At 69.9% G+C, this 16,521-nt stretch carries 13 protein-coding genes; 7 read left to right on the top strand and 6 right to left on the bottom strand.

Going from position 1 to position 16,521, the window contains the following annotated elements; translation table 11 throughout:
* Window positions 1-161: 161 nt before the first annotated feature.
* Window positions 162-1,394, top strand: a complete 1,233-nt coding sequence (locus ACFYWX_RS22915; RefSeq protein WP_389426094.1) for a glycosyltransferase — start codon at window positions 162-164, stop codon at window positions 1,392-1,394.
* Between the two features lie 18 nt (window positions 1,395-1,412).
* Here ACFYWX_RS22915 and ACFYWX_RS22910 read toward each other — a convergent pair whose 3' ends face one another.
* A complete protein-coding gene (locus ACFYWX_RS22910; protein WP_389425918.1) occupies window positions 1,413-2,075 on the bottom strand; it encodes a TetR/AcrR family transcriptional regulator in 663 nt (220 codons plus the stop codon).
* Window positions 2,076-2,277: 202 nt separating this feature from the next.
* Between ACFYWX_RS22910 and ACFYWX_RS22905 the strand changes: the two genes are divergently transcribed.
* Complete coding sequence (locus ACFYWX_RS22905; protein WP_389425917.1) at window positions 2,278-3,525, top strand: YncE family protein; 1,248 nt, start codon at window positions 2,278-2,280, stop codon at window positions 3,523-3,525.
* Between the two features lie 42 nt (window positions 3,526-3,567).
* On the opposite strand, the gene ACFYWX_RS22900 is transcribed toward ACFYWX_RS22905, so the two are convergent.
* From ACFYWX_RS22900 to ACFYWX_RS22880, 5 genes are all read right to left on the bottom strand, one after another.
* Window positions 3,568-4,782, bottom strand: a complete 1,215-nt coding sequence (locus ACFYWX_RS22900) for a glycosyltransferase (RefSeq protein WP_389425916.1) — start codon at window positions 4,780-4,782, stop codon at window positions 3,568-3,570.
* A complete protein-coding gene (locus ACFYWX_RS22895; RefSeq protein WP_389425915.1) occupies window positions 4,779-5,567 on the bottom strand; it encodes a MerR family transcriptional regulator in 789 nt (262 codons plus the stop codon). Before ACFYWX_RS22895 ends, ACFYWX_RS22900 begins: the two co-directional genes overlap by 4 nt.
* Window positions 5,568-5,628: 61 nt before the next feature.
* The gene (locus tag ACFYWX_RS22890; RefSeq protein WP_389425914.1) at window positions 5,629-7,488 is read right to left on the bottom strand and encodes an endoglycosylceramidase; all 1,860 of its coding nucleotides are present in this window, start codon (window positions 7,486-7,488) and stop codon (window positions 5,629-5,631) included.
* Between the two features lie 154 nt (window positions 7,489-7,642).
* The gene (locus ACFYWX_RS22885) at window positions 7,643-7,933 is read right to left on the bottom strand and encodes a GlsB/YeaQ/YmgE family stress response membrane protein (protein WP_389425913.1); all 291 of its coding nucleotides are present in this window, start codon (window positions 7,931-7,933) and stop codon (window positions 7,643-7,645) included.
* A 223-nt stretch (window positions 7,934-8,156) separates the two neighbouring features.
* Window positions 8,157-8,867 (bottom strand): DUF2993 domain-containing protein, encoded by a 711-nt coding sequence (locus ACFYWX_RS22880; protein WP_389425912.1) that lies wholly within the window; start codon window positions 8,865-8,867, stop codon window positions 8,157-8,159.
* 155 nt (window positions 8,868-9,022) lie between these two features.
* Here ACFYWX_RS22880 and ACFYWX_RS22875 point away from each other — a divergent pair, with 155 nt between their 5' ends.
* The 5 genes from ACFYWX_RS22875 (at window position 9,023) to ACFYWX_RS22855 (ending at window position 16,471) form a co-directional block, all read left to right on the top strand.
* Window positions 9,023-9,748, top strand: coding sequence for a DUF6333 family protein (locus ACFYWX_RS22875; protein WP_389425911.1), 726 nt, complete (start codon window positions 9,023-9,025; stop codon window positions 9,746-9,748).
* A gap of 175 nt (window positions 9,749-9,923) precedes the next feature.
* Entirely contained in the window at window positions 9,924-12,368 is a 2,445-nt protein-coding gene (locus ACFYWX_RS22870; RefSeq protein ID WP_389426093.1) for an LAETG motif-containing sortase-dependent surface protein, read from the top strand.
* A 533-nt stretch (window positions 12,369-12,901) separates the two neighbouring features.
* Complete coding sequence (chvE, locus tag ACFYWX_RS22865; protein ID WP_389425910.1) at window positions 12,902-13,987, top strand: multiple monosaccharide ABC transporter substrate-binding protein; 1,086 nt, start codon at window positions 12,902-12,904, stop codon at window positions 13,985-13,987.
* A gap of 377 nt (window positions 13,988-14,364) precedes the next feature.
* On the top strand, window positions 14,365-15,312 hold the full coding sequence (locus tag ACFYWX_RS22860) for an MIP/aquaporin family protein (RefSeq protein ID WP_389426092.1): 948 nt from the start codon (window positions 14,365-14,367) through the stop codon (window positions 15,310-15,312).
* 49 nt (window positions 15,313-15,361) lie between these two features.
* Window positions 15,362-16,471 (top strand): XdhC family protein, encoded by a 1,110-nt coding sequence (locus ACFYWX_RS22855; RefSeq protein ID WP_389425909.1) that lies wholly within the window; start codon window positions 15,362-15,364, stop codon window positions 16,469-16,471.
* Window positions 16,472-16,521: the final 50 nt, after the last annotated feature.

Raw genomic sequence — 16,521 nt, 5'->3', positions numbered from 1 at the left:
TCGAACATGGATCGGTTTTCCGAACGTGTCGCGGGCCGAAGCTAGAGCCGCGCGGGGCCGAAGTCAACGGATGTGACCGGCGTGAATTGGCCGCATCCCACGGGTCGTTCCCTCGTACCGCCCGCGGTGCGGCCATACTGACCGTCGTGCGAGTGGCGATCATGACGGCCGGCTCCCGGGGTGACGTGGCCCCCTACACGGGACTTGGGCACGCGCTCCTGCGTGCGGGACACGAGGTCACCCTGGTGACCCACACCCGTTTCGAACCGCTGGTGACGGGCTCGGGGCTCGGCTTCCACGCGCTGCCGGTGGATCCCCGCGCCGAGCTGGAATCCTCACGCGGGCGCGGGCTGCACCGCAGCGCGAGCGGCGTGGGCAAGCTGGTGCGCGTGGCCGAGATGGCGCGGACCCTGGTCGGGCGGATGACCGACGACCTCGTGGCGGCCGCGCGCACGAGTGACGTGCTGCTGCTGTCCAGCTCCCTCGCACCACTGGGGCACACCATCGCCGAGGGCCTGTCCCTGCCCAGCCTCGGCGCCTTCCTCCAACCCCTCGCGCCCACCCGGGAGTTCGCCCCGCCCGTGCTCGGGGTCGGCTCCTGGGGAGCCGTCGGCAACCGGTTCGCCGGGCACGGTGTGGGCCTGGCGGTGGAGCGGATCTTCGCGGCGGCCGTGCCGACGGTGCGGGCCCGGCTGGGCCTGCCCCCGGCCCGTCGCCCCGGTGCGGCACTGCGGGCGCGCGAGCGGCAGGGGTGGCCGGTGCTGCACGGTTTCAGCCCCCTGGTGGTGCCGCGGCCGCGCGACTGGCGTGCGGGACTCGACGTCACCGGCTACTGGTGGCCGTACGACCACGGCAGCCGACTCCCCGCTCATGTGCGGGACTTCCTGGACGCGGGGCCCGCTCCGGTCTTCGTCGGCCTGGGCAGCGCGACCGTGCCCGATCCGGGGCGGCTCAGCGCCGACGTCGTTCGGGCGTTGCGCCGGGCCGGACTGCGCGGGGTGATCCAGCGGGGCTGGGCCGGCCTGGAGGCCTCCGGCGACGACATCCTCACGATCGACGAGGTCCCGCACTCCCTCCTCTTCCCGGAGATGGCCGCCGTGGTCCACCACTGCGGCGCGGGCACCACGGCGGCGGGCCTGCGCGCCGGTGTCCCGGCCGTGCCGGTCCCGATCCAGTTCGACGAGGGCTTCTGGGCCGCACGCCTGGCCGCCCTGGGCGTGGCACCACGTGTCGTCCCGCTGCGCCGGCTGACCACCGAGACCCTGGCCTCGGCACTGGTCCGGGCCACCCGTGAGCCCGGGTTCCGGCAGCGGGCACAGGAGTTGGGCGTGCGGGTGCGGGGGGAGGACGGGGCGGGTCCGGTGGTCGACGCGGTGAACCGGCTGGGCCGTTAGCGCGCACGGGACCGCTGTTCAGTCGTCGCCCGTTCCCCAGCCCACCGGTCGCAGGATCCCGAGCAGTTGCCGCACCAGTTCCTCGACGACCTCGTCCAGGGTCGCGTCCACCCAGCCCGCGCTCCAGTCGTGGAGAAGGCCGTTGACACTGCCGATGAAGGCGGCGGCGGGGAGGCGGTAGTCGCGGGTGACCGCTTCTCCGCGTTCGGCGGCGGAGGTGGCCTCGGCGCGGATGAGGTCGACCCAGCGGGCGCGTCGGGCCAGGCGCTGTTCCTCGAGGCGGGCGCTGACGCCGATGATCTCGACGAAGGTGATGCGGATGCGGCGGGGGTCGGAGGTGACGTTGCCGGCGTAGGCGCGGAAGATCGCGGTGACGCGGTCGGCGAGGGGCAGGCCCTGTGCGGCGGCGAACGCGGTCAGGACGGCCTGCTCCGCCCAGTCGTTGACCTGGAGGTGCAGGGCGGCCAGGACGTCCTCGAGGGTGCGGAACTCCTCGTAGAACTGCCGGGTCGACAGTCCGGCCGCCTCGCTGAGGGCCGCGACGGTCGTGCCGCGGTAGCCGGGGGTGTCGCCGAACAGCTGGAGTGCCGCGTCGAGGAACCTGCGGCGCCGCTCGGCCTGCCGCTCCTCGGCGGTCTTGCCTCCGTACCGGCCCGTCGGCGTTCTGAGCCTGCCCGCCACTGACCCCACCCTCCGTAGTCGACCCGAACTCCGGCTCCCCTCCGCCAATTTTGTCGCGTACGCAGTCTTGTGGCGAAGGGGCCCTCTTCCTTACTTTCCAGTAAGTACAGTCTGAACGCATCGGTATTCAGATTCGCACCGCTTACTCGGCATGCCCCCACCCCCCCCAGCGTTCCCCAGCAGCCCAGAGGAGAGAGCACTCATGCCTGCCTTCAGAACCAGGCACCTTTGCTCCGTAGCCGCCGCCCTCGTCCTGACCGTCACCGCCCCCGCGACCGCCGCGAGCGCCGCCTCCGGCTCCGCCGCGCTGCGCGAGGTGATGTTCGTCGGGAACAACTGGGACGGCACCGCGGACGTCATCAAGTCGACCGGTGACTTCGCGAAGGTCGGCCGGATCAATGTGATTCCGGACAAGGACCAGCGGATGGCGGAGATCAACGCCGACCCCATCTGGTGGATCGCCTTCATGACCATCCGCAACAGCGTCGGCGAGGGCCACGACCAGTTCGTGGACGACATGTACTCCACGCCGGACGGGAAGTCGGTGGTCGTCTCCCGGCCGAGCTTCGGCGACGTCGTCTCCATCGACCTCGCCACCGGAGCCGTCAACTGGCGCTTCCGCGTGTCGGGTTACCGCTCCGACCACATGGCCGTCTCCCCCGACGGCACCCGGGTCGCCGTCTCCGCGTCGACCGCCAACACCGTGCACGTCCTGGACATCAACACCGGCAGGCAGCTGGGTTCGTTCGCCACCGGCGACAAGCCGCACGAGAACATCTTCTCCAAGGACGGCAAGACCATCTGGAACATGGCCATCGGTGACGTCAACACCGCGCTGGACGCGCCGTGGCTGGACTGGACGAAGGGCGACCGGCGCGTCACCGTCGTCGACGCGACCACGTTCAAGCAGGTCAAGTCCGTCGACATGCGGGAGCGGCTGGACGCGATCGGTCTGAAGGACTACTCGGACGCCGTCCGCCCGGCCGTGTTCTCGCCCGACGAGTCTAAGCTGTACTTCCAGGTCTCGTTCTTCAACGGTTTCTTCGAGTACGACATCGCGACCGACAAGATCACGCGGACGAAGACCCTGCCGAAGAACTCGGCCACCAGCGACGACCGGACGACGTTCGTCAACGACTCGCGCCACCACGGGCTTTCGATGAAGCCGGACGGCACGAAGCTGTGTGTCGCGGGCACGATGGACGACTACGCGACCGTCGTCGACCGCGCCACCCTCCAGGAGGGCCCGCTCGTCCCCGTCTCCAAGCCCTACTGGGCCACCGTCAGCGGCGACGGCAAGAGCTGCGTCGTCTCCGAGAGCGGCGCCGACCAGGTCACGGCCATCGACTTCGCCACCGGCAAGAAGACGGTGTCCGTCGCGGTGGGCGACCACCCTCAGCGGGTCCGGCTGGGCCACGTGGCGGCGGACTGGACGAGTCCGGCCTCCTGACCCGTCCTCGACGCACGATCCGGCCCGACGACAGCGGCACCCTCAACGCGCCATCCGTTCCACGGCCTTGAGCACCTGGCCCGCTCCGTCCTCGGCCGCCAGGTGCCGGGCCGCGGTCGCGGCGGCGCGGGTGTACGACTGCTGCCGTACGGCACGGCCGAGCACCTCGGCCAGCCGTTCGGCGGTGAGGGACGGGAACGGGACCGGGGCGCTGGCGGCGCCGAGCGCGGCCAGCCGCCCCGCCCAGAAGGGCTGGTCCGCCGTCACCGGCACCGGAACCGCGGGCACTCCGGCGCGCAGCGCGGCCGCCGAGGTGCCCGCACCGGCGTGGTGGACCACCGCCGCGACCCGCGGGAACAGCAGCGCGTGCGGGACGTCCCCGACGGTCAGGACGTCGTCGCCGCCGTCCGCGGTGAGCCCGGCGGTGCCGGCCTGGAGCACCCCGCGCAGCCCGGCGGCACGCAGCGCCCGTACGACGATCTCGCCGAGCCGCTCGCCCTCCCCGGGCGCCATGCTCCCGAAGCCGACGAACACCGGGCGCGGTCCGGCCGCCAGGAAGTCCTCCAACCGTGCGGGCAGTCGCTCGCCCTCGTTCAGGTACGGCCACCAGGTGCCCGCCACCTCCAGACCCGGCCGCCAGTCGGCGGGGCGGGGCACGAGCGCGGTGCTGAACCCGTGCAGGACGGGCCAGTCGGCCCGCTCCTGGCGTCGACGCATCGCGCCGGGGCCGAGCGGGGGCAGGTCGAGGCGGTGGCGCAGGGCGGTGACAGCGCGGGTGTAGACGCGGTCGGCCATGTGCAGGGCGAGGTGTCCGGCCGCGCGGTTGCCGAGGCGGCCCAGGGATCGCGTGCCCATGACGACGGGCGGGAAGTCGCCCGTCGGGGCGGTCGGTTGGAGGTACACGCCGATGCCCGGGATGCCCGTGGCCTCGGTGACGTGCCAGCCGAGCGGGGCCGTGGTGGCCGACAGCAGGAGCAGGTCCGTGCCCTGGGCCACCGCGTCGGCGAACCCGTGTCCCAGCTCGGTGACGAACGCGACCGCGCTCCGCATGAGTGCGCGCCGGTCCGTGAGACCGCCCCGCGCACGCGGCCGCCCGGGAAGACTCCGAAACTCCAGCCCCGCGCCACGCACCAGTGGCTCGAAGGCGTCGGTCGCCGCCAGGGCGACGTCGTGCCCGGCCCGGCGCAGCTCGGCACCGAGGCCCGTGTACGGCGCGACATCACCGCGCGACCCGGCAGCGGCGATCAGGATCCTCATCGGTGCGCCTCCGGCTCGGTACGGCGCGCGGCATTCGCGTGGACCGCCTTGCACAAGTACGCGGCGAGGCCGTGCCGTTGCTGTGACGGTGGTACGACCAGGGCGAAGGCGCGGGGGTCGGCGGCGAAGTCGTCGGCGATGCGGCGGTGCATGGCGGGGTCGCAGGAGGTGAACCAGCGGGTGATGTGGCGGCGGTGCCGCTCGGCGAGGTGCAGGGCGCGTTCGCCGTCGCTCGGTTCGCCCCGGTCGAAGGCGGCGAGCAGCTCCGTACGCCAGTCGGCGGCCTCGGCCATGAGCCGGCGCCAGTCCTCCTTGCTGTGGGCGGCCGCGCGGGCCATCGCCTCCCGCTGCCCCTGCGAACCGGCCCATTTGAACTGGGCCTCGGTCGCGTAGCTGAGGTCGAAGATGATCTCACCGAAGACCTCGAAGCGCTCCTCGGGAGTCAGGGGCACCCCGGTCTGCTGCACTTCGATGGCCCGTTCGGCGACCTCGGTGAGCCGCTGGAGCCGGGCGATCTCCTCGTGCAACCGCCGCTGCCGGGCCCGCAGGTGATCGAGCGCGTTCGCCTGCGGGTCCTTGAGGATGGCGGCGATCTCGTCGAGGGAGAAGCCGAGTTCGCGGTAGAACAGGATCTGCTGGAGCCGGGCCAGGTCGGTGTCGTCGTAGAGCCGGTAGCCGGCCCGGCTGCGGCCGCCGGGGGTGAGCAGGCCCGTCCTGTCGTAGTGGTGCAGCGTGCGCACCGTCACACCGGCGAAGGACGCGACCTGCTTCACGGAGTAGCTCATTCACCTGCCCTTTCGTCGGGGTCCAGCGTGAACCCTGACGTGAGGGGAGGGTCAAGCGTGCTCAGCCGCCGGTCTTGGCCGCCCAGGCCGTCAGCTCGGCGCGGGCCGCGGCCAGCAGGTCGGCGGACGGTGCCGTCGCCCCGTTGGTCACCAGCGCGTAGTGCAGGACGCCCGCGTCGGAGTCGGTGAGCAGCAGTCGGCGGCTGCCGGTGCCGCCGGGCTCCGGCCCCACCGCGACCGGGGTCGTGTTCGTGTACGCCGGCGGGGCGTACGCCGTGCCCAGGTCGGAGACGACGGTCGTCGTCGAGGTCGGGAAGGACGCCGGGAGGTGCAGTTCGGTGGGCGCCGAGCCGCTGCCCGACCGCCACAGCTGCAGGCCGTACTGCCCGGAGCCGACCAGTCGTGCCACGTTCGGCAGGGAGCTGGGGACCGGGTTCCAGGTCAGGGTGCTGGAGCCGTCGCGGGAGCGGTCCTCGTAGGTGAAGGCGACGGTCGTGCCGGATGTGGCGCTCGGGTAGACGCGGTCCAGGAGCCGGGCGTCCTGCCGCAGGGCCGCCTTGCCCGAGTCGTCGAGGCGTACGGCGGAGAGGTCCTCGTCGTTCCAGGCGTCGCCGGAGGTGAGCACCTTGTCGGGGTTGCCGTTCATCAGCTCGTGGTGGCGGCCGTTGTAGATGTCCCACTGCCACTGCGAGCCCGACAGCACCGGTCCGCTGGTCGCCGTCTTCGTCCACCAGGTGGAGCCCGGGAGGCGGGAGTCCAGCGCCTGGTACATCGCCTTCAGCACGGTCGGGGCCTTGTCTGAGACGGTCCCGGCGAGCGGGTGTCCGAACTCGCTGACGACGGCCGGGGTGCGGGTCGCGGCGGCGCGGTCACGGACGGTCCCGAAGTCGCCCGCGTACTGCCCGTCGGCCGCCTTGCCCCACATGAAGACGCCGGAGATGGCCTTCTGGTCGTAGAAGTGGGTGTTGAAGACGTAGCGCGGGCCGAGCGTGCCCGCGTCCAGCAGGCCGCCCTCCTGCTTCTGGAAGTCGATGTTGGAGTTCCAGAAGAGGTTCGGCTCGACGAACGCGGGCTTGTCCTGCCAGCCGGCCGCGTCCATCCGGGCCCGGAACTTCACGTAGAAGGGCCACAGCACGTCCCGCTCCCAGGTGCGGCTGGTCTGCCCCGAGTCGTAGACGCCTGCGTGCGGCTCGTTGTAGGGGTCGAAGCCGACGACGCCCGCGAACTGCTCGGCGGACAGGTGCTGTTCGACGTACGCCATGGTCTGCTGGGCGGTGGTGAGGAAGGCGTCCTGGAGGCCGTGCGCGTTGTGCCAGAAGTCGTACGACGCCCGCTTGACCGCCTCGTTCTGGGTGATGTTCTGTCCCCAGAACAGGCAGATCCCGCACGACTCGTCGGGGTAGTTCCCGGCGTCCACGGCCCACTTGGGGGCGCCGTCGCCGGTGTACCAGCTGTCGGGGTCGAAGAGGTGGCGGGAGTAGAGGTCCTGGTGGAAGTCGGGGTAGACGCGGATGCCGGCGTCGAGGAAGGCGCGCATCTGGTCGGTGGCGGCGGCCAGGTAGGCGGTGTCGACCTGGCCGCGCGCGGGTTCGGCGTGGGCCCAGGAGAGCAGGAAGCGCACGGAGTTGCCGCCGCCGAGGGCGCGCAGCGCGGTCGCCGACTTCTTCGCGTCGGCGACCGAGGCGAAGGGCAGGCCGCCGTTCTCCTCCAGCTTGGTCTCGCCGGAGACGTTGTAGCCGCGCAGGACGACCTCGCGGCCCTGGCCGTCGGTGAAGCGGCCGTTGGACACGGTCAGGGGTGTGCCGTCGAACCAGAGGGAGGCGGGGAGAGGGGCGGCGGTGGCGGGGCCGGGGCCCGCCACCGTCAGGAATCCGCTGAGGACAACCAGAACAACGAGGAGACGAGCCCGGATTTTCGTCATGTCCACTACAGTCCGGTGATTTCAGGACAGCGTCAACACCACTGACTCACGAGTAAGTTCGAAGTCGTGCGGGCTCCCCTTGTGCGGTACGCCGGACGGGCGAGCGCCCCCGTCCGAGGACGGGGGCGCTCGCGGATGTCAGTCACTGTTGCGGCTATGCGTGAACGTGCCGGTGCCCACGCCCGTGCCCGCGGTTGGCGATCAGGCGGTACAGCGCGAGGAGGATCACGGACCCGACGATGGCCGCGACCCAGGTGGACAGGTCGAAGAAGCCGTCGATCGAGTCGACTCCGAAGATCACCTTGCCGAGGAAGCCTCCGAGCAGCCCTCCGGCGATGCCGATGAGCATGGTGATGATGATGCCGCCCGGGTCCTTGCCCGGCATGAGCGCCTTGGCAATGGCCCCGGCGAGCAGACCGATGACTATCCACGCGATGATGCCCATGGCAGGTCTCCTTGCTGTCGCTTCGGCGGACGGGTTGCCCGAGAACCCGCCCCGAAACCAATCCCGCCTTCCGACCGTCTCCTCCACCGGGGTTGTGGACGGAAGCCTGGTGGTGGCCGTCTCCCTCATCCTGGTCAACCGGCGTTCCAGGGCTCCCCGTTGGGCGCGCGCCAGCGCGATCTGGGCGTCGATCGTGGGCGTGCTGGTCCGGTCGGTACGCCGTTCAGGCTCCGAAGCGTGAAGAGCCCAGAGTGACCTGGTGGCCGACGAGGCTGATCTCGACGCCGTTCGCGGTGGCCCGCGCGGCGGTGAAGCCGACCCCCTCCGGGAGACCGACCCGCCACGCGGTCGTGGCCCGTTCGGCGCCGGGAACGGTCAGGGAGAGCTCTGTGCCCTGCGCCAGGAGCGTTCCGGTACTGTCCAACGCCCTCCCGCCCGCCGTGCCCGACACCTTCACCCGGGCAGCCTGACCGTCCGACCCCGGGGCCTGGGAGACGCGCAACGGCCCGCCGCCCGCCAGCCGCGTCACCACCCCGGACAGTTCCTTGTAGGAAAGGGTCAGGGTCCCGGTGGCGAGATTCGCCTCGGCGCTGCGCGCGGTCAGCGATGTCACCTTCACGTCGCGCAGGTCGAGACGGAGACGGTCTATGTGCAGATAGCCGCCCTGCGCGTTGGTGGTGGTGTCGACGTAGAACCTTCCCGCGGTCAACGTGACGTGGCTGAAGTCCCGGCTCGCCGCCTGGGTCAGGAACGGGAAGCCCTCGATCCCCACGTCCAGGTATCCGTCGGTGGTGTTCCCGTAGCCGTACTTCTCCTTCGCCAGCTGCGCGGCCTCCTGGTTCGCATAGTGCACGGCCACCCGGTCGGCAACCGTGAAAAGCACGGCGAACACCGCCACCGTGACCGCCAGGACCTTCACCCATCGACGTCTCACGTCGATCCCTCCACACTGTTTCCGCACGAGCTCTGCCGACGTGATCATGTAAGACGTACCGTGCTCCGGAAACCCGCTTTGCGAAGGGATTGCCGCGCCCGCGAGTTGCGGGTCGCGGCAGCACGGCCGCCGGGGACGCCCATACGGTGTGTGGCATGAGCGACAGCGACAACTATTGGACTTCGCCGCCGGATCGCATGGTGCACGGCGGGATGGGCCGCTGTGACATCACGGTCCTTCAGCCCCCTTTCGAGGTGGACGCCCGGGGCCTGCCAGGCAACGACCCTGCCCGGGCACGCGAGTTCGCCCGGTCCTTCGGCGCGGTTGATGAGGTGTTGGAGGAGCTGGGCGTAAGGCCCGCGAGTGAGGTGCTGTATCCGTCGGAGCGGGCGGATCTCGATGTGATCCTGGCCGGGGCGTGGGGGAACGTGCTGGGAATCAGTGACCCCGCGCTGGCCGACAACGGCAACAACACGCCGCTGCTGTATGAGGTGGGCAGGCTGCGGGAGCGGTATCCGGATGCGCGGATCGTCGGGCGGGTGGAGGTCGACTGCGGCGAGTCCCACACCGAGGACGTCGTGTGGCTGCCGGACGGTGCCATGTTCCACGCCTCCGGCTGGCCCGGTATGGACCCGTGGGAGCTGACCGGCGACCCTCACGCCGTTGCCGCCACGCTCGGGATCACGGATCAGATGCTGGAGGACATCGACGTCGACCTGGACGCCGAACCCGAAGAGGTGGAGTGGGCCGACTTCGTGTCCCTGGCCCTGGGGGAGGCCGACCCCTGGCCCTGGCCCCAGCCCGAGGTGAGCGTGTTCCGGGTCCGGCACACCGAGACCTACACCCGCCGCATGGAGCGGCTGTTCATCCCGGGCGACTGACAACTACGCACTGCCTCAAGCGGGTTGACTTGACGACACGGCCTTATCTCCTTCTTATCTGTCGGCGTGGAGGTCTAGGGTGAGGGCGGGCGGCGCTCACGTCACGGGGGCCTCATGCGCCGCCCCACACCCCCCTCAACGCCCCCCACAGCGAGGGAAGACAGATTTGAACAGAGTGCTGCACATACCGAAACGGTGGCGGCTGGTCGCCCGCTTCACGGCCGCCCTCGGTCTGGCCGGGGCCATCACCCTCACCGGGCTGCCCGGCGTCCCGGTCGAGGACGCATCCGCTGTTCCCACGTCGGCCAAGCTGAGGTCGGGGACCGGGAAGCGGTGCGACACCAAGCACCTGGGGAAGACATACGACAAGACCCCGTCGAACTCCGGCTTCCCCACGAGCGCCGGAACCAACTTCGACAAGTGGAACGGGGACCCGAAGAACTTCAACTACCCGTTGCCGGGTAAGGCGTTCGACGGACTGAAGGCTCCCACGGCGGCGGAGAAGACCAAGGCGCTGTCCAAGGACCCGGATCCGGAGAAGAACGTCGACGCGTGGGAGGCGCAGGCCAAGGCGTCGGGGAATCCCGCCGACAAGGCGATGGAGATCTACGCTCGTTACCTGTCCAAGTCGCGCACGCAGAGCTTCGAGCGCTGGTTCGACAAGACGTACATCCGCAACGAGATCAACCTCAACAAGGGAGCCTCGTTCGAGAGCCGTCTGGTCAAGGACTTCCAGCTCATCGGTCCGGACTGGCTGTGTGAGGTCTACGTCGACATCTTCGACGAGAACGGCAAGCGGATCGGGTGGCGCAAGTACGACGCGTACAACAAGGCCACCAAGGAATTCAACGAGTTCAAGTCCAACAGCTTGCTGAGGAACGGCCAGCTCGCTCAGGACCGGATCGTCGCGAAGTCCCTGCCCGACCACACCTTCCGATACACCGGCGCGAAGAACTTCACCAAGGGCCAGCGCGACAAGATCGACGCGTTCAACCGTGAGGTCGAGCAGATGCGGCCGGGCAAGACGAACCAGGTCCGCGGCTTCCAGCGCCAGTACAACGCGATCCCGCAGACCAAGCCGATCCGCGGTTACTCCCGCTACGACACGTGGTTCGCGCCCGGCTGCCAGGGCGGACCGGCTGGACAGGTACGGCTCGCGGCTGCGAGCAACTGCGGCACCCGCGGGCCGCTCAACGACCGTGTCAACGGGTCGGGCCGCACCCTGAACGAAGCCAAGCAGATCCAGGCCGAAGCCCGCCGTCTCGACACCCGCGGCACCCTCCCGCGCGGCGGCCCGGGCGGCGTGGACTTCACCACCTTGGAACTGCGCTACGTCGGCGGCCTGGCCAAGGGCAAGGGCATGCAGTACTCCATGAAGGCCGACATGACGCCCGACCCGGACGAGAACCCCAGCTGGGGCGGGCAGTCGAAGATGCAGCTCGCGTCCGACGCGATGTTCACGTGGCTGGCGCTGACGCCGGACAAGTTCTGGGTCAACCTGAACCCCGACGAGCCCGACCGCATCATGGACTCCACGTTCGCCTCCACCGACGCCGGCCGGGTCCTGCTGGAAGCCGACCTTCAGATGAAGCACGACTTCTACAAGGCCATGGACCCCAAGACCGACCTCGGCAAGCGGTACTGGGCGGCCCTGCCCAAGGAGAACGGCTACCCGTGCATGCCGGGCCTGCGGAACTGGATCGAGCCCAAGCCCGCCACGGTGCGCGAGCAGGACGGCGGCATCTACATCCTGGACGCCCCGCTGGCGCTGAAGTCGACCGCACAGAAGACCGTCACCCAGGGCCCCGGGGAGCCGATCTGCGACCCCGACGAGGCGGAGATCAAGGCCGCGCAGAAGGTCATCGACTCGATGATCGTGCCCGAGGTCGAGAAGACCATCAACACGGCCCCGCAGTACGCCGACCTGCGCCGCGTCTACACCTCCCGCATCGCCGCGGAGTACATCCGGCAGCAGGACGCGAAGAAGGCGACCGACTTCCGGTCGATCATCGACAGCAATGACGTGAAGCGGTGGCCGCTGCGCGCCCCCAACCAGAACTGGGACAAGAACGAACTGTTCCAGCGCTACCGGAAGATCTACATCAACGGCGAGTTCACCTACCAGATCGACACCGACCACGGTGTCCAGGTGTACATCGTCGGCGGCGTCGACTTCTCCAAGCAACCGGAGCAGAACATCAGCCGCGTCCGCTTCAACGTCGAGAACCGCACCCTGGACACGACCACCCGGACGTCCATGCAGTCGGACGACACCTCCTACCGGGACACCGACACCCTCTACCTCGGGGGTGACTCCTCCGGCGACACCAGTGGCGGAGGCGGAACCGACCCGTCCCCGACCCCGACCCCGACCCCGACGTCCCCGCAGCCGACCGGGCAGCCCACCCCCAGTGGGACCCCGACACCCCAGCCGTCGGCCGGCCACTCCGGCGGCCACACGCCGGCACCCACCGAGACCCCGAAGGACCCCGACGGCGACCTCGCCCACACCGGATCCGACACCCCCGTCGGCCTGATCACGGGCATCGCCGCCGCTGTGTTCGCCGCCGGTGCGGGCCTGGTGTGGTGGATGCGCCGCCGCAGGTCCGCCACCGAGTAGTCCGCCGAGGCGCCCGCCTCACGAGTCAGGGCCCCACCCTTTCGCATGCTATTAGCACGTTAAGGGGGTGGGGCCCATACCGTTCTGTAATCGTTCCCGTTCACCCCGTTGACACCCCGCGCACCCCCTCTTAGTGTCGCGCCAGCGTTCCGACCGTGTGACGAAATTTCGAACGGCTGAGAGGCGAGTGCCCTGCGCATCACCGGACTCAGCACACACGTGGCCGGAACGCCGTGGCGCAGCCTGACGTACGTACGGCTGCACACCGGCGAAGGGGTCACGAGCGTCGGCGATCCGCGGGACACCGCGGCGCCCGGGCACCGACTCGAGCAATGTGCCGGGCGACCCGACCCTCCCTCACTTCAGCGCGATCCGCCGGCCGTCCACTCGCCCTGAAACATATGCACCGTTCGGTCTGTTCACGGCGCCCGGGAGCTACCCCTACGGCGCCCATCTGCGGGACCTGCCCCCCGGGAGACCACCAGGGAGCGGGTCACACTCTCAACGACGAGAAGAACAAGGAACGAATCACCATGCGTACCCGAAGAGCCGCCCTCGCCACCATCGCCGGAGCCGCTTCCCTCGCCCTCCCCCTGTCCGCCTGTGGGAAGAACAGCGAGAGCAGCTCCAAGGGCCGCACCATCGGCATCGCCATGCCGACCCAGGCGTCCGAGCGCTGGCTCACCGACGGCAAGAGCATCGTCAAGGATCTGCAGGGCAAGGGGTACGAGACCAAGCTGGTCTACGGCGAGGACGACCCGAAGACCCAGGTCTCACAGATCGAGGACCTGGTCAAGCAGGGCGTCGATGCGCTGATCATCGCGGCCATCGACAACAAGTCGCTGAACGACGTGCTCAAACAGGCCGCCGACGCGGACATCCCGGTGATCTCCTACGACCGGCTCATCCTCGGCACCAAGAACGTCGACTACTACGTCTCCTTCGACAACGAGCAGGTCGGCCGGCTCCAGGCCCGCTACATCGTCGAGAAGCTCGGCCTGGAGGACGGCAAGGGCCCCTTCAACATCGAGCTGTTCGCAGGCTCTCCCGACGACAACAACACCAAGTACTTCTTCGACGGCTCGATGCACCTCCTGCAGCCCTACCTGGACAGCAAGCAGTTGGTCGTCCGGTCCGGCCAGACCGCGCTCAAGGAGGTCACCACCCTGCGCTGGGACGGCCCCACCGCGCGGAAGCGCATGAACAGCCTCCTTGCCAAGTCGTACAGCAGCAGGACGGTCGACGCGGTCCTGTCGCCGTACGACGGCATCTCCATCGGCATCCTGTCCGCGCTGAAGTCGTACGGCTACGGCTCCGCCGGCAAGCCCCTCCCGATCATCACCGGTCAGGACGCCGAACTGGCCTCGGTGAAGTCGATCATCGCGGGACAGCAGTCGCAGACCGTCTACAAGGACCTCCGCCAGCTCGGCGAGGTCGCCGCAAACATGGTCGACGACATACTCAACAACAGGCCGCCGAGGGTGAACAGCAGAAGGGCCTACAACAACGGCGCCAAGCCCGTGCCCGCCTACCTGCTGCAGCCGACGAGCGTCGACAAGGCCAACTACAACTACGTTCTGGTCCTCGGCGGCTACTACACCGCTGCCGAGCTCAAGTAGCCGCACGACGGCCCGAGATCCTGCGTCCTGTCCGGGATCAGGACGGCGCGTGCCGTATCCGGGTCCGGCGCCCGGCACAGCACCGCCGTCCGACCCGCTCAGTCGGCTCGCCTGCCGTCTCCGTAGTGCCGCCAGGGGCGCTGCACCCGGATGGCCTACCCCGGCGTCATGAACTTCGCCGCCCGGCTGGAGCGGTCGGGCCGGGCGCGGCCCCTGGCACGACCGGACTCCCCGGCTGCGTGACCTGAAGCGAGGCGAGCCGCCCTCCACGGATGCCTGGCGTCGTCCCCGAGCCGAGATCACGAGCCAGGCGTAATGTCTACATAAAGGGATCAACTGCGCTACGGCGCAGTCCGGACGAGCGTCTGGGAGGACCCATGGCTGTCGAGATCCCGCCTCTCATCAAACCCTCTCGGCTCAGGCGCCGAGGAGGTCTGTGGGGCGAATGCCTGTCAGAGTTCCTTGGAACGTTTGTTCTCATCTCATTCGGTTGCGGTGTCGTCGCCATGGCGGTCGCGGCACTGCCGGGGTCCGGTCGCACGGAGGGACCCACCGTCATCTTCCTGGCCGCCGGGGACTGGCTGCTGATCACCTGGGGCTGGGCCATGGCCGTCGTCATGGGCGTGTACGTGGCCGGAGGAGTCAGCGGCGCACACCTCAACCCGGCGGTGACCCTGGCGTTCGCGGTCCGCCGCAAGTTCGCCTGGGCCAAGGTCGTCCCGTTCTGGCTGTCGCAGCTGGCCGGTGCCTTCGCCGGCGCCGCGCTGGTCTACTGGGTCTACCACGACGCGATCAACGCCTTCGACGACGCCTCGAAGGGGCCGAAGACCAATGGTCACACCCTCGCGTCGTTCTCCATCTTCGCGACATTCCCCGCTCCGTACTTCAACGGCGGCATCTGGGGACCGCTGATCGACCAGATCGTCGGCACCATGTTCCTGGTGCTGCTGATCGTCGCAATCGTCGACTTGCGCAACACCGCCGTCAAAGCGAACCTCGGCCCCTTGATCGTCGGATTCGCCGTCGCGGCGATCGGCATGTCGTACGGGGCGAACGCCGGCTACGCCATCAACCCGGCCCGTGACCTCGGGCCACGCCTGCTCACATGGGCCGCAGGCTGGCAGGATCTGGCGATGCCGGGGACTTTGTCAGGGGCATTCAGCAGTTACTGGTGGATCCCCATCGTCGGTCCGCTGATCGGCGGGGTGATCGGCGTGCTGGTGTATGACCTGCTCATCGGCGACGTCCTGCACATTCGCGCCCAGCAGGAAATTCCGGCGGAGGTCGGTCGGACGAGGCCCGAGAAGGGCACGGACGAGGAGTAACCACAAGGCTCGTCTCGTCTCCTGGCCTCGTCTGGAGGTGCCCACGAGGATGCGTGAGATTCTTGCGGTGCTCGGTGGGTGGTACGGCGCAGGTGTCCCGTTCGGGCTGGCCACGGTTGTCGGGGTGAGTCGGAGCGCGCCGCGTGATCCAGGGGCCGCAATGGCGGTGGGGCCGGGCGGCGAGGTGGCCGGGAGTGTGTCCGGGGGCTGCGTCGAGGGCGCGGTGTTCGAGCTCGCGCAGGAGGTCGTGGCGAGCGGGGAGGCCCGGCTGGAGAGCTTCGGGTACAGCGACGAGGACGCCTTCGCGGTGGGGCTGACCTGCGGCGGCGAGATCACGTTGTTGGTCCGCCCCGTCACGCCCGAGCGCGATCCGGCCTTCGGCGCGGTCGCGGAGTCGGTCGCCGCGGGTGAACCGGTGACCGCGGCGACGGTGCTCGACGGTCCCGCCCCGCGCGGTGCCGCCCTGGCCGTCTGGCGGGATCGCGTGGCCGGCACGCTCGGCGCGGCCGGCCTGGACGTGGCGGTCACCGCGGACGCGCGCGGCGAACTGGCCCTGGGTGCGACGGGCGTACGGCACTACGGGCCGCACGGGGAGCGGCGCGAGGACGCCGTCTCCGTGTTCCTGCACTCCTTCGCGCCGCCGCCGCGCATGCTGGTCTTCGGCGCGATCGACTACGCGGCGGCCGTCGTCCGCGTCGGTGACTTCCTCGGCTACCGGGTCACGGTGTGCGACGCGCGCCCGGTCTTCGCCACGGCGAAGCGGTTCCCGCCGGGCGTGGAGGTCGTCGTGGAGTGGCCGCACCGGTATCTGCGGGAGACGGACACCGACGAGCGCACGGTCGTCTGCGTCCTCACCCATGACCCCAAGTTCGACGTACCGCTCCTGGAGGAGGCGCTGCGCCGGCCGGCCGCGTACATCGGCGCGATGGGCAGCCGCCGTACGCACGACGACCGGAGGAAGCGGCTCGTCGAGGCGGGCCTCACGGACCGCGAGCTGTCCCGGCTGCGCTCCCCCGTCGGGCTCGACCTCGGCGCCCGTACGCCCGAGGAGGTGGCCGTGTCCGTGGCCGCCGAGATCGTCGCCCTGCGCTGGGGCGGCAGCGGCACCCCGCTCACCGTGACGGACGGGGCCATCCATCCCCAGGGGCGGCCTGGCTGAGAGAGCCCGCCTTCGCCATCTCTTCGGGGCCGCGTGACGGGCCTCCCCTC

Source organism: Streptomyces sp. NPDC002888 (assembly GCF_042888465.1).
Taxonomy (GTDB): Bacteria; Actinomycetota; Actinomycetes; order Streptomycetales; family Streptomycetaceae; genus Streptomyces.
The sequence above is the reverse complement of the archived record's forward strand: the minus strand, read 5'-3'. Positions and strand labels throughout refer to the sequence as shown.